Consider the following 13168-nt stretch of genomic DNA (forward strand, 5'->3'; position numbering starts at 1 on the left):
CCATACGTAGATCTATGTAAATATGCCGCCTAAAATTTTATTGAAAATGGTTTGTTTTTGATCTTGGAATACGATTATCGCAAGTTGGCGGAGTAGGGAACGCGGCATTGTCGGTTTAGACCTGGTTTGTTGGTGAATTTAATTATTTTCTTACTAACGGTGCCGGCTATTTGCGATGAATCGTTGTTACCTGCCGGCGGTATATAGTAACACTCGAATTATGATATTCCCTAGATTTAAATTTATCTATGTTGATCGATTAAAACTACATTCCCGTCCGGATCTGTTATCTTAAAACTAGCAGGACCAGAGGATGTTTTATCAATCTCATTCTCTATTTTTATTCCTTTATTTTTTAGTTCTTCTTGAATTTCTCGAATATCATTAAAACTTTCAATATTATTTCCATTTTCATCCCATCCAGGATTAAAAGTCAAAATATTATTATCAAACATTCCTTGAAAAAGTCCTATCAGAGAATTTTCATTTTTCATTATTAAGTAGTTTTTATCTAAACTACCTGCAAGAACTGTAAAACCTAAATTCTCATAAAATTGTTTTGAAGCATTTATGTCTTTGACACTTAAACTTATTGAAAAGGCACCTAATTTCATATTTTCTATGTTTGTATTTATTAATGCTCTGTTATTGATATTATTCCCACTATCTTTTTTTAATTCATTGTGTGGATAAAATCCCAGTAATAAAGCTAATACAAAACCTAAAAAAATTAATGATATACTTTTCATTTTTAAATTTAATTTGTTGTTGAATTTTTCTTGCCGCTTGCAGGTAACGGTTACGGTTACCGCAAGTTGCGGGAGTAGGGATGCGGACTTGTCGGCTTAACTTTTTTCTTTCCTGGTTTCTAAAATTACACTTTTTTCGATTAAACCCGTTATTTGCGGTGAACCGATGTTACCTGCTGGCTTTTCTTAATTTGAAACATCCAATTAAGCAATTATTATTTTTTTATAAAAGATTACGTTTTTTGTTTTTTCTTCTTGACTTAAAGAATGAAATCCACATTTCTCCAAAACTTTTATAGAACCAATATTGTCTTCTTCGACACCTCCAAAAATAGATTTTATATTTCCCATTTCTTGACACTTATTTACTAATCCTTTTACTAGTTCAGTTCCTAATCCTTTTCCCCAAGATGATTCACGTAATAAATAACCAAATCTTAAATCAATATGTTTATTTTTTAAATATGTCGGATAGAGAAAGATAAAACCTAAAACTTCTAAAGAACTTATTGATTGAACAACAAAAAAAACGCTTTCTTCATTCCTTTCCTCTATCCAATTATTGGCACTGGATTTAGTAGTAATATTTTGCCAACCATCAGGCAATGCTTTTGTAACAATTGGAATTAATATTTTAATAATTTCTTCTGCAAATTCATTATCGGTTAGAGTCTTATATAAAGTGTAACTACTAATTGAAAGACGACTAGTTTTAAAGTTAAAATTCAGTTTAATATTTTTAACGGCCATTCTCTTTAATATGTTACATTAGATTATTATGTAAGTCATTGATCGCTTTAATGATAGATAAACCATATCCTTTTAGTATTTCAAAACCGTCTGTATCAATTAACGTTGCAACATATTCTTGTTCAATATATTCCCATTTTATATGTTGTAATTCTACTATTTTTATCTTTTCATCAACCATTTTTGTATCGATTTCTTTATTCATATGTTACTCTATTCATTCTGTTTATCTTCTTTATTCGTGAAACTTGCTTTGAATTCTTGTGTAGCAAAGTAACCTTTTGCTGCTCCCCAACTCAAGGTGCCTAAAATATGACTGCCAAAGTAAATCAATGTAGCTGTGGCAAGCGCATCTAAAAACCAAGCCACTGGTAATCCAACAATACCCGAGTTAGCTAAATTGGATAAAGCTGGCAGGGTCTGAATACCTGTAAGCCAATGTAGAGCAAGTGCTACCCAAAATCCAAAACAATAAGGGCATTGCCAGCCTTCATATAATTTCTGAAGTGGCTTTGGTAATAATTTTATCATTTTAGGAAACCAAGTTCCCCAATCTGGCAACTTGTTCCATATAAAGATGTGAATGGCCAAACCCATTAATGCTAATTCAAAATTAATTGTACTTCCCATAATAATATTGTGTTTTGATTTGATAATTTGCGGTTATGGTTAATTAAATTTTTTTGACGGAATGAGAATGGCATTGAGATAAGATACCCAAGCCATTTCAATAATTTCTTTCTCTTTAGTTTCGTCTTCTAGGATTAGATTTATTGCAGCGTCAATTATTGACAGATAAAATCTTTCTATCCAATCTAAAGTCAATAGTGGGTTTAATAAATTATATGTTTGATGCTTTTTTAATAAGTCCCTAAAAATCTGCATCATTTCTCGAAAGTCTACTGATTCTTCTTCCATTCCTTGATAACCGTTTCTATAGCTGTATAAGAAACGGAATTGATAACCACTTTCAATATCACTCAAAAACATTGATTTGAGTTGATATATGGGGTCGCTAGAAGATTGAATTGAATCTTTAGTTTTCTTTAAACAATGACTACTTGCATAAGTAATTATTTCCTCAATGAGTTCTGACTTGCCACTAAAGTATCTATGAAGAGTTCTTCTGCTTAAGTTAATTGATTCTGCAATTGCTTCCATTGAAGCAGTAGGGTTTATACTGAATACTTCAATAGCTGCTGATATGATTTTTGTTTTTGTATTATTCATAATGTCTCAATTATGAGACAAAAATACAAATGTCACACGAATGAGACAAATTTATTGTGATTTTTCTTCAGCTTGCAGGTAACGTGTTCGTGTATGATTAGGTACGGAAAATTCGGTTAGAATTTTCCGATGAAGGACTAAGTTAATTAATTCCGAGGAATTTCCGACGAGGAAATTCAGAAGTAATTAATTATACACGTTGTTGTACGCTGGCTTTTATCTTAAAAATTTAATTTTCGGATTGTAGATTACATCATTTTCATTACTAATTCTTATTGTATTTAGTAATATGAATATCAAATTGATGAAATACATAACTCCAATAACAATAAAAATTATGCTAAGAGTAAGATTTCCTAAAAGTCCAATTTTTGCTATGAGAATCCACAAAAAAGGAATAAAAAATAGAAGTAGAGTCCACGTTATTTCAAAATTGATTAGATCTTTTCCTAATTTATTAATGTTTTTAATTTTGCCTTTTCTTGAAGTCCATAATATGAAAGGTACTAAAATCCCAAGTAAAGGAAAGAACAGATAAGTTAAGGCAGAGAGATTTAGGAATGTTAAATATCTTTTGTCTTCTTTTATGGACCAATCAATTAATTCATCTGGATTTACATTTAATGCATTTGATAATCGCTTGAGTGATTCACCTGTTGGGTTTGTTTCTCCATTTTCAATTCTTTGGATGGTTCTCAAACTCAACCCTGATTCTTCGGCTAGAAACTCTTGAGACATCCCTTTTTGTTTTCTTAATTCTTTTATTTTTAGTCCTAAGAGATTCTTATTCATTTTCTATAGTATTAGTTTTTTGTATTGCACCTTTTCTGTTTCTCATAATTGCAAGTGTTATTGAGCCTAATAAAAATCCAGGTATGATTTGTACCAGAGATCCATAACCTACATGATTTAATAGAGCTTGTCCAAAATTATTAAAATATAATCCATAATGAGTGCCTATTTCCCAGTTAGTGTCAATCCACCAAAGTAAAGCTACAGGAAACCTTGAAATAGGCGAATAAATTAGCAAACTTAAAAATAGTAAAAGATAGGCGTGTTTTTCATTATATAACTTTATTCCCCAATAAATTGCAAATCCCAATGTCAGCCAAAGTAATCCAATAATGAAAATTGCATTATCAGGTAATCCGATAAGTTCAAGTGAAAAACGAATTGGTGTTAAAATTAACGCAATTATTATTGGAGTTTTTGCGAGTTGAAGAGCACGATGAACTGTTGATTTTTGTTTGATGTTTAATTCTGTTTCCATTAATATAACTATGATTTAATGTCTGAAACAAAAGTAAAACAGTAGCATGGACATTGATGTCGTCATGTTTATGACATTATTACGTCATCTATGTTCAATGTGAAAAGAATCAATAAACCAGAGCTTGTTTTTCAGCTTGCGTACAACGTTCTCGATTATCGCAAGTTGGCGGAGTAGGGAACGCGGCGTTGTCGGCTTAGACCTGGTTTGTTGGTGAATTTAATTATTTTCTTTCTAACGGTGCCGTCTATTTGCGATGAACCGTTGTTGTGCGCTGGCATTGCGTTCCCATCATCTTGTTTAGAATTTTTTACAATTCTTAATTGTGTGATTTAGTTTCTAGCATTTTAGGAACTTGATCGTAATATTCTTGAGTTAAGACTTCTGTCCATTCTGTTGGTTTTTCTCCACTATAGAATGCTAAATATGTAACATCGCTATCTTTCGTAGATGAGTGCCAATGCTCAGTTTCTTTTTCGCATCTAATTACATCTCCCTCTTTTAGAATTATAGGCTTTTTACCTTTTTCTTGATAATAGGCCTCACCATCTACAATTACTAAAACTTGAATAGAACCGTGTTTATGCCAATCTAAAGTTGAGTTAGCTTTGAAGGTTGCTTTGGTGATGTTGTAACCTAATTCTTCATCATCGTGAATTAATGGATTTAACCAAGCTTCTCCAATGTAATGAGTATTGGGTGCCCTAGTTCCTTCTGTCTGATAGGAAGACACGTTATAGTCAGAATTTTGAGCAACTAGAAACAATGGAGCAAAAAGCAACAATGTAAAAATTGAATATTTCATAATCTTCTTTTTTAATTAATTATTTTCTTTAATAATTCTTCCTCAATGCTTGCGTACAACGGTCTCGATTATCGCAAGTTGGCGGAGTAAGGATCGCGGCATTGTCGGATTAGACCTGGTTTGTTGGTGAATTTAATTATTTTCATTCTAACGGTGCCGTCTATTTGCGATGAATCGTTGTTGGCATTAGTTTTTTACGCCTAACCAATTTAAATTTTCCAAATAATTATTTTCTGATGTTTTATAAACTCTATAAACTTTTTTGACTGACGTTTCTTTTAATGTTCGGATTATAGAATCGATTTTTTTGTTTGGTATATTTTTATCAGCGATTAGTGTAAAATATAAAAATGGAAGAAATTCCTTCCTACTTCTTGATTTGAAATTTTCTACCTCAGATTGAATATTTGCTAAATTATTTGAATTCTTAGTTTTAACGATAAAACTGTTCTTATTATATCCCGCATAAACTTCAAAACTTTGATTAATATGTTTAGCAGATTCTAATGCATTTCCAGTTTCTGGTAAGTCTATCTTAAGCTCAATATTTTTTACAAAGAAATCAAAAGCGCTTTTTGCTTTAATAAGAATAGGAAAATTTGTTGTATCTCCTTTGATCTTTATATTGAGTCGATTCTCTTGTTTATTTAATTTATAAATCCAAACTAGATTTTCTCGATCCTGGAATGTTCCTGTAATATTAGTGAGTTTTATTTCATTTCTTTTCGTTTCCCAGTTTGCATTTTGATTCCATTCTGCACTCAAGTTATTTCGAAAATATCTCTGATAAACTGAATCTTTTTTAAACTCAATTTCTAATAATTCAAATTTTGGATCATTGGTATACCACTTTCCAATTAGAGCATTATTTTGCTTTCTGCTTACACAGCCAAATATTGTTAGGACTATTAATACAAGTAAAATTTCTCTCATTAAAATTAATGCCAACGGTTTCGGTTATCGCCAGTTGGCGGAGTAAGGGACACGGATTTGTCGGCTTAGTATTAGTTTGTTGATCAAGTTAATTATTTTCATTCTAACGCTGCCGCTTATTGGCGATTAACCGTTGTTAGGCAACGTTATTTTGTTCGTATTTGTATTGTAAAACATCTATTTCATAATTGTCCAAAATATCAGTTTTAACTTCACGAATTAACAATCCGTTGTCATTATAAAAAAATTCATTTTCATGAATAAATTGTTCTTTTTCTAGTAGTTCTATTTTGTTGGTTAAAAACTTTTTTTTAAACTTTAGAATTGGATATTCGATTAATTTATGTAATCTGTTGTTTCTATATTCGTAATGATTAATTTGACAATATTTGTTAGGCTTAAAATGGATAAACTTCTTTAGAAAGCCCTTGTCATCATAATAATATTCACATTTTCCACTGTTGTCTGAAAAATATTTAATCAGTAAATTTTTATTTTTATCAAATTTGTAATTGATAGTATAAATTTCATTCGGGTAATGATATTCTTCAAGAATCAATTCTTTTCCCGAATATATGAATTTACCTTCGTATTCAATTTTATCTACTTTTCCATCAAACAAATAATGACTCTCCTTAATAAGGTTACCATTTTTATATTCGAAATTCTTATACCCTTCAAGTTTATTTTTTTCAGGTTTTTCATCGAATGAATATGTTCTTAATTCAATTCTTTCTCCTCCCTGATTGTAACTATGGTGAGATATTTTCCAATTGATAAAATCAATATGTTTTTTCAATTTATTATTTTCATAAAAATATTCATGACAGATAAACTTTTTGTTTTTAATAATTGAACTTACAGAAAGTTTTCCAGAATCTAAGGTTGATTTTTTTATATTAGGATGTCCTTTGAATTCCATACGCTGGATTCAAGGTTGTAACGCAACAAAGCGTATTTAAAGGTTAGGTATTCAAATATAATTTTTTTCGTTCAAGATCCATCATTTCCTGTGGTGTATTATATCCTAGTATTTTACGAGGTCTGTTATTGAGTTTATCCTGTATGATTTGTAATTGTTTTTGATCAACCTGAGCAAAGCAGGTTCCCTTTGGCAGGTATCTTCTAATTAGCCCATTTGTGTTCTCATTGGTCCCTCTTTCCCAAGAAGAGTAGGGGTGAGCAAAATAGATTTGCATCCCTGTTTTTTGAGTGATTTTTTTATGCCCTGCCATCTCAATTCCGTTATCATAAGTCATCGTTTTCTTGAAAACTGGATCCATTTGATTTAAGGTTTTTGAAAACTTCTTACTCACGTGATCTGATTTTTTATTGTCTAATTTTACGATTAAAGTGTACCTGAATTTACGTTCTACAATAGTTCCAATAACACTTTTGTGATTGGAACCAACCATCACATCTCCTTCCCAATGTCCGCTTTCCTGTCTTAGGTTAATATGCGCTGGTCTTAGGTCAATACTGACCTGATCGATAATCCTGCTTCCTTTTCTTTTACGGTTAGCCCTGGATCTTCTTCGCTGCGTTCCTCTGGCAAGGAGCTTAATGAGCTTTAAATTAAGCCTGGCTTGTGGCTTTTTATAAATGTGCTGGTAAATAGCTTCATGAGAAATAGTCATCACCGGATCATTGGGATAATCCTTTTTGATCCTACCGGAGATTTGTTCCGGTGACCAGTCTTTTAATAGTCCTTTGTAGACGTAAATGCATAACCTTTTATAGGTAGTCATTTTGTCTTTATTTCTCTTATTGAGATAATCGTCTTTTGCATTCCAGTGAGCCAGATCAGCATTGTACTTTTCCGTAGGTTTAGTGACCCATTTATTGACTTCTCTGGTAATGGTAGATCGGGTTCTACCAAGCTTGTTTGCAATAAAAGATTTGGACTTATTTTCTTCTAAAAGAGACTGTATAATTACTCGTTCTTTATAGGATAGTCTCCGATGTTTTTTAAGTTCCATTCAACAAATCTAAAAGTTATGATTTGTTGCGTTAAGTTATTGAACTCAGGTAGGTTTATTAATAATGGTGCCTAACGGTTACGGTTATCGCCAGTTGGCGGAGTAGGGGACGCGGATTTGTCGGCTTAGTTTGGGTTCGTTGAACAAGTTAATTATTTTCTTTCTAACGCTGCCGCCTATTGGCGATGAACCGATGTTGGCAAATGTTTTTAATAGTAGGAAATTTCTCTTTTATAGATTTTATATATTTTTCCAGTACCACCTTTTTTAGTTTTTTCTATCCAATTTTTCCTATCATCATACTTGTATTCAACAACTGTTTTTTTATTATCTGAAACGTCTAGACCGTCAATTTCTATAATATCATATTGATTATTGAATTTAAATTGTTGTATAAACAACGGAGCATCATATTTTGTATAGGATGATCCAGTGACTTTTGGGTTAAAATTAATACTATCAGCGTATGTATTGAAAATTATATCTCGTGTATATTTTTGATCGTCATATTTTTCAATTCTAATTATGCGATTATGTTTATCATACACATATAAACTTTTTCTTATATAAGAACTATCCGCATTTATGCTTTTATAATATTCATTATTTTTATCTTGTTCATATCTATAATACATCAATTTAGGACTCATTGTGCTTTCTTGAGTTATTATGGTAGTGTTTTTATCAGGATATGAATAATTCCATTGAGTTGTATCTTTAGAATCATTATTCCAATAATAGGTTTCTTTCTTAATTTTATCTTTTTCATAAATATATATCCAAAGTCCTTTTTCTATTATTGAATCATTTTTTAAACGGTATTCAATTTTTCTTTGGATATTACCTACTTTATTAAAATCAATTTTGTAGTTCTTTGGGACTATAAAATCTTCTAGTTTAACTTGGGTTATGCTGTCGTTTTTGTAAGTTACATTGTATTCAAAGTATTTTAAAGTTTTTACTTTACCTTTTAAATTAAATCGATGTAAATCATTAAATTCTAATCTATTCCTGTGTTGGGAGAAAATTAAACTGGGAAATAATAAAAGAATTAATATTACTTTATTTTTCATTTTAAAAATTTTTGCCAACGGTCTCGATTATCGCAAGTTGGCGGAGTAAGGAACGCGGCATTGTCGGCTTAGACCTGGTTTGTTGGTGAATTTAATTATTTTCTTACTAACGGTGCCGTCTATTTGCGATGAATCGTTGTTGTAGGTAGTTATTATTAAACGAAATCATTTATAGAAATTTTTAATTCAGATTCCTCGAAATGAGTTGTTGCCCAAGCAATATCTCTGATCTTATCATTTTTTAAATAATAGAAAATGAAAAGTCTCTTAGGTATCCTAAACATATCATTCCTCAATAGGTTTGCTATCCATTCTAATTGTTTTTTATCAACCTCTTGTTCTAACTCGATTTCTACTACAGCTTTAATCTCTCTGAAATAATCTTGTTTTATAATTCTAAACCTGATTGGACTATTTCCTGTTATCTCTGGAGGTATTTCTTTTAGATAGCTGTTTTTTTCTTTTTTTAAATCATTTACTTCAATTGCATCGAATTTATAGGAGTTATACAGTTGTACAATTTGGTAAAACTGAATATTTCTACCTTTTAATTCTTTCATCATTAAATCTTTCTCAGATTGCTCCATATTTAAACCAAAGTAAATTGATTTGAGACAATCGGGATTGTAAGGGTGCTCACCATAGAACCCAGTAACTATTCTATATTCTTCTTCATAATTCCATCTCCTTGATTTATAGCCTGCCAATTTCTGAACTATTTGTTCTGTTTTGGTTTTGTTTATATCTCGAACTCCATATTCAGGTGGCTTCTTGGTATATTTTACCGGAAACGAAAACTTTTCAAAGGATTTATAGCTTCCGATTAATAAATCTAGATCATATTCAATACAAAATCCTTTATGACTATCGGCATAATGCGCCCATAATAGCTCATCTAAATAGGTTTTTGAAAGAGAGTATATTCCAATTCCTTTTTTCTTGACTTCGACCAAATTATTTAAAGCTTTTTCAACCTCTAAAAATTGTTCAGATTTTTCTTTCCCAAATAGTTTTGCAAAGGATTGAGATTGTTTCTTAAAAGGATCAGTATTTATAAGAGTTTCACAAGGATCATTTAAGTTTTCAAATTTTGGAGCCCAATAAAAATTCTTTTTGAGAGACTTCAAATCTCTTTCAAAATTGCCACCTCTGTATTTGTAAACTTTCATAAATAATAATTACCTACAACGGTTTCGATTATCGCAAGTTGGCGGAGTAGGGAACGCGGCTTTGTCGGCTTAGACCTGGTTTTTTGGTGAATTTAATTATTTTTTTACTAACGGTGCCGTCTATTTGCGATGAATCGTTGTTGTACACCGTTATTTTTTCTCTGTTCCAGTTTAAAGTGGGAATTTTATTATTTCCGATGGGCGAATCACGTTAACAAGATAGCTTTTCTAATTGGTATACTTTAAATCAAATCGGCCATCAGTTATCCTAATTTCATTGTCATCATTATCTAACACGGTAAATTCAAATGTTCCTGAAATAATTCCTTTGACTTTGTCGAATTTAGTAATAGTCAAAGTTCCAGGATTTTTTTCTGTTGTTTTTGTTTCAAGTTGCAGTCCGCCTTGAAGAAGATACAGAGCGTAAAAGTTCCCGGATTCTTCGTTGACTAAATTATAAGTGCCTGGTCCAAAATCATCGACATCAATTGCAAAAATTCCTATGGAAGCTGAATTATTCTCGCCACTAGTAGAAGATATACCTAAGGTATAAGCTCCCCTAACAAACTGATAAAAAGCATTTAGGCGGTTTCTTCCAGTTATTCCTGGAAGAAACACTTCACCATCTATTAAACACCCAAAAGTCATTTTCCCGTTTTGGGTTGCTGGAGGTAATTGTTCCAAAGGAGTTAGTGGCTTTTCGTCATCTTTATTGCAAGAAGCTAATGTAAGAATGACAAAGAAAAAAAATTTTAAATAGGACTTCATAAGAAACATTTTCTTCATGTAAGATATTTAATTCTTAGTAACCTTTAATAGCGCTTGTAAATGCTAAACTTAAATCATAAAAACCGAATTATTTGAAATTAATCAAAGCATTTTTAAAAGTGATTGTTGAAATTATTATATAACTACTTTTAAAATTAAAACTGGATTAAATAATGGTGTACAACGGTTCCGGTTATCGCCAGTTCGCGGAGTAAGGGACGCGGATTTGTCGGCTTAGTATTGGTTTGTTGGTCAAGTTAATTATTTTCTTTCTAACGGTGCCGCTTATTGGCGATGAACCGTTGTTGTTGCCAGTGCGGCTACCTACCAATTTTTAAAATTCTTATTGCACCTTGGATTACAAGAATGAAAACAATTGTTCCAATAATTAGATCAGGCGTACTTGAATTTAACCAGTTGACTAGTAAGGCTGCGATTATTACTCCCGTATTTATTATAATGTCATTTGATGTGAAGATCATACTTGCTTTCATATGAGCTTCTTTTTTACTTTTTGATTTTTGAAGTAGGTATAAACATATACCATTTGCAATCAATGCTAATATTGAAACAATTATCATTGTTGAAAAATCCGGAAGTTTTTCATTTCCAAAAAATCTTCTTAGAACTTCTGCAAATCCAATTAGTGCTAATAAAATTTGGAAGTAACCAGCTAAATTGGCTATTTTTTTCTTTTTTACGATTGAACCTCCTACAGCGAAAAGACTAATTCCATATACAAAAGAATCTGCCAGCATATCTAAACTATCTGCAACTAATCCCATAGATTTTGAGATTAAGCCAGTTGTCATTTCTATGATAAAAAATGCAAAATTTATAATTAGTACAGACCAGAGTAATTTTTTTTGTTGAGAATTTTCTTCGAATTCAGTTTGGTCGGTTTGTTCCGTTTTAATTTTTTTAGTTCCTAATTTTAGTCCGCTTAATGATTCTTCTATAGATTGAATTCCACCCTCATGGAATACCGTTAATTTTCTATTTGGAATATCGAAATCGAGATTTTTAATATTAGAGATTTCATCTAATTTCATCCTAATCAGATTTTCTTCTGAAGGACAATCCATTTTTGAAATTTCGAAAACTGTTTTATTCATTGAGAGTAAATTTATCTAGCTGTTGCAAGATAAATTATGAATTTGAACTTAATAACTTTCTTTTTTAGAAATTTGGTTTTTAACCTGAATGTTCAATGTCCGCATTGGCTACAACGGTTTCGATTATCGCAAGTTGGCGGAGTAGGGAACGCGGCGTTGTTGGCTTAGACCTGGTTTGTTGGTGAATTTAATTATTTTCTTACTAACGGTGCCGGCTATTTGCGATGAATCGTTGTTGTTGCCAGTTAAAATTAACGATACTCTGGATTATCAAAACTCCATCTTTTTCCATCTTCCCATTTATCTAATGAGTTTCCATAATTACTATATCCATTCTGCTTTTTTAAAGTAGAAGCTAAATGTAGAAGGTTATATGTCATAAATGTTGTGTTCTTATTTGTAAAATCACTATTAAATCCAACAGGTTGATCTAACTTTTTACCTTTCCATTCTTCATCACCATAACTTGGACCTGGTCCTACTTCTCCAATCCAACCACAATCAGCTTGAGGAGGAATGGAATATCCAATATGTTGCATTGAATATAAAATTCCCATTGCCGAATGTTTTATTCCATCTTCGTTACCTGTAATAATAGTACCACCAACTTTTCCATAATATACGTATTGTCCCTTATCATTTTTTTGACCGCTCATTGCATACAATCTTTCAATAAGTTTTTGTGCTATTGACGATTTTTCTCCTAACCAAATTGGAGTTGCTAAAACCAAAATATCAGAATTTATAATTCTATTAAAAATTTTTGGCCAATCATCATTTTTCCAACCATGTTCTGTCATATCCGGATAAACACCATTGGCAACGTTATGATCAACCAATCTAATTTCATCAACCTGAACATTTTCTTTCAACATAATATTTTTTGAAATATCTACTAGTGTTGCAGTATGACTCTTACCTGGTGATTTTTTTAAAGTGCAATTAATGTAAATACAGCTAAGGTTACTAAAATCTGGTTTGTTCATATCTTTAAAATTTTAATTCGCTACAACGGTCTCCTTTACTTTGTTTTCATATTTTAAGAGAGAACTAAGGGGAGAACTATAACGGTCTCTAGTTAGGCACCATTAATCGTAAGAGTCCCCTTAGCTTCTACTATTGTTGCGAAGAACTAATTGGAATACCAGGTCTTAGCGGAACCCGTTAAAGGAGATAGTTAACGCAACTTCATTTTAAATCGATTTTAAAGATATGAAAAATTACCAGTTAGCTGTAGGGATTGATGTATCCAAAAAGACCTTAGATGTTTTCCTTCATAACCATAGTAAACATCGGGTATTCGATAATACCAGATCAGGCTATATTT

The 13168-nt window shown here is 31.4% G+C and carries 16 protein-coding genes; all 16 read right to left on the bottom strand.

What is annotated here, in order from left to right:
- Window positions 1-242 precede the first annotated feature (242 nt).
- The 16 genes from G530_RS0100215 to G530_RS0100290 all read right to left on the bottom strand — a co-directional run bounded on the left by G530_RS0100215 (window position 243) and on the right by G530_RS0100290 (window position 12827).
- Window positions 243-614: a VOC family protein gene (locus tag G530_RS0100215; RefSeq protein ID WP_026932613.1), complete on the bottom strand. Its 372-nt coding sequence runs from the start codon at window positions 612-614 to the stop codon at window positions 243-245.
- Between the two features lie 339 nt (window positions 615-953).
- Complete coding sequence (locus G530_RS0100220; protein WP_026932614.1) at window positions 954-1499, bottom strand: GNAT family N-acetyltransferase; 546 nt, start codon at window positions 1497-1499, stop codon at window positions 954-956.
- 13 nt (window positions 1500-1512) lie between these two features.
- A complete protein-coding gene (locus G530_RS0100225; RefSeq protein ID WP_026932615.1) occupies window positions 1513-1704 on the bottom strand; it encodes a hypothetical protein in 192 nt (63 codons plus the stop codon).
- An 8-nt stretch (window positions 1705-1712) separates the two neighbouring features.
- Window positions 1713-2129 (bottom strand): hypothetical protein, encoded by a 417-nt coding sequence (locus tag G530_RS0100230; protein ID WP_205619182.1) that lies wholly within the window; start codon window positions 2127-2129, stop codon window positions 1713-1715.
- A 39-nt stretch (window positions 2130-2168) separates the two neighbouring features.
- Window positions 2169-2729: a TetR/AcrR family transcriptional regulator gene (locus tag G530_RS0100235; protein WP_026932617.1), complete on the bottom strand. Its 561-nt coding sequence runs from the start codon at window positions 2727-2729 to the stop codon at window positions 2169-2171.
- A gap of 216 nt (window positions 2730-2945) precedes the next feature.
- Entirely contained in the window at window positions 2946-3521 is a 576-nt protein-coding gene (locus tag G530_RS0100240) for a helix-turn-helix domain-containing protein (RefSeq protein ID WP_026932618.1), read from the bottom strand.
- Window positions 3514-3999: a hypothetical protein gene (locus G530_RS0100245; RefSeq protein WP_026932619.1), complete on the bottom strand. Its 486-nt coding sequence runs from the start codon at window positions 3997-3999 to the stop codon at window positions 3514-3516. Before G530_RS0100245 ends, G530_RS0100240 begins: the two co-directional genes overlap by 8 nt.
- Window positions 4000-4318: 319 nt before the next feature.
- Entirely contained in the window at window positions 4319-4804 is a 486-nt protein-coding gene (locus G530_RS0100250; protein ID WP_026932620.1) for a cupin domain-containing protein, read from the bottom strand.
- Window positions 4805-4990: 186 nt separating this feature from the next.
- Window positions 4991-5752 (bottom strand): hypothetical protein, encoded by a 762-nt coding sequence (locus G530_RS0100255; protein ID WP_156888576.1) that lies wholly within the window; start codon window positions 5750-5752, stop codon window positions 4991-4993.
- 121 nt (window positions 5753-5873) lie between these two features.
- The gene (locus tag G530_RS0100260; protein ID WP_026932622.1) at window positions 5874-6659 is read right to left on the bottom strand and encodes a hypothetical protein; all 786 of its coding nucleotides are present in this window, start codon (window positions 6657-6659) and stop codon (window positions 5874-5876) included.
- 43 nt (window positions 6660-6702) lie between these two features.
- Window positions 6703-7716, bottom strand: coding sequence for an IS30 family transposase (locus tag G530_RS0100265; protein WP_026932623.1), 1014 nt, complete (start codon window positions 7714-7716; stop codon window positions 6703-6705).
- A 209-nt stretch (window positions 7717-7925) separates the two neighbouring features.
- Window positions 7926-8789: a hypothetical protein gene (locus tag G530_RS0100270; RefSeq protein WP_026932624.1), complete on the bottom strand. Its 864-nt coding sequence runs from the start codon at window positions 8787-8789 to the stop codon at window positions 7926-7928.
- A 155-nt stretch (window positions 8790-8944) separates the two neighbouring features.
- A complete protein-coding gene (locus G530_RS16340) occupies window positions 8945-9958 on the bottom strand; it encodes a DUF2971 domain-containing protein (protein ID WP_051199612.1) in 1014 nt (337 codons plus the stop codon).
- A gap of 228 nt (window positions 9959-10186) precedes the next feature.
- On the bottom strand, window positions 10187-10744 hold the full coding sequence (locus G530_RS0100280) for a Riean_0653 family protein (protein WP_089660944.1): 558 nt from the start codon (window positions 10742-10744) through the stop codon (window positions 10187-10189).
- Window positions 10745-11046: 302 nt separating this feature from the next.
- Window positions 11047-11841 (bottom strand): cation efflux transmembrane domain-containing protein, encoded by a 795-nt coding sequence (locus tag G530_RS0100285; protein ID WP_026932626.1) that lies wholly within the window; start codon window positions 11839-11841, stop codon window positions 11047-11049.
- A 251-nt stretch (window positions 11842-12092) separates the two neighbouring features.
- Complete coding sequence (locus G530_RS0100290; protein WP_026932627.1) at window positions 12093-12827, bottom strand: flavodoxin family protein; 735 nt, start codon at window positions 12825-12827, stop codon at window positions 12093-12095.
- Between the last annotated feature and the right edge of the window lie 341 nt (window positions 12828-13168).

It is taken from the genome of Christiangramia echinicola DSM 19838 (assembly GCF_000423065.1).
Classification (GTDB): domain Bacteria; phylum Bacteroidota; class Bacteroidia; order Flavobacteriales; family Flavobacteriaceae; genus Christiangramia; species Christiangramia echinicola.

Bases quoted from the DNA above. Each gene is read 5' to 3' on its own strand.
- G530_RS0100215 (WP_026932613.1), bottom strand. From the start codon at position 614: ATGAAATTAGGTGCCTTTTCAATAAGTTTAAGTGTCAAAGACATAAAT.
- G530_RS0100220 (WP_026932614.1), bottom strand. From the start codon at position 1,499: ATGGCCGTTAAAAATATTAAACTGAATTTTAACTTTAAAACTAGTCGT.
- G530_RS0100225 (WP_026932615.1), bottom strand. From the start codon at position 1,704: ATGAATAAAGAAATCGATACAAAAATGGTTGATGAAAAGATAAAAATA.
- G530_RS0100230 (WP_205619182.1), bottom strand. From the start codon at position 2,129: ATGGGAAGTACAATTAATTTTGAATTAGCATTAATGGGTTTGGCCATT.
- G530_RS0100235 (WP_026932617.1), bottom strand. From the start codon at position 2,729: ATGAATAATACAAAAACAAAAATCATATCAGCAGCTATTGAAGTATTC.
- G530_RS0100240 (WP_026932618.1), bottom strand. From the start codon at position 3,521: ATGAATAAGAATCTCTTAGGACTAAAAATAAAAGAATTAAGAAAACAA.
- G530_RS0100245 (WP_026932619.1), bottom strand. From the start codon at position 3,999: ATGGAAACAGAATTAAACATCAAACAAAAATCAACAGTTCATCGTGCT.
- G530_RS0100250 (WP_026932620.1), bottom strand. From the start codon at position 4,804: ATGAAATATTCAATTTTTACATTGTTGCTTTTTGCTCCATTGTTTCTA.
- G530_RS0100260 (WP_026932622.1), bottom strand. From the start codon at position 6,659: ATGGAATTCAAAGGACATCCTAATATAAAAAAATCAACCTTAGATTCT.
- G530_RS0100265 (WP_026932623.1), bottom strand. From the start codon at position 7,716: ATGGAACTTAAAAAACATCGGAGACTATCCTATAAAGAACGAGTAATT.
- G530_RS0100270 (WP_026932624.1), bottom strand. From the start codon at position 8,789: ATGAAAAATAAAGTAATATTAATTCTTTTATTATTTCCCAGTTTAATT.
- G530_RS16340 (WP_051199612.1), bottom strand. From the start codon at position 9,958: ATGAAAGTTTACAAATACAGAGGTGGCAATTTTGAAAGAGATTTGAAG.
- G530_RS0100280 (WP_089660944.1), bottom strand. From the start codon at position 10,744: ATGAAGAAAATGTTTCTTATGAAGTCCTATTTAAAATTTTTTTTCTTT.
- G530_RS0100285 (WP_026932626.1), bottom strand. From the start codon at position 11,841: ATGAATAAAACAGTTTTCGAAATTTCAAAAATGGATTGTCCTTCAGAA.
- G530_RS0100290 (WP_026932627.1), bottom strand. From the start codon at position 12,827: ATGAACAAACCAGATTTTAGTAACCTTAGCTGTATTTACATTAATTGC.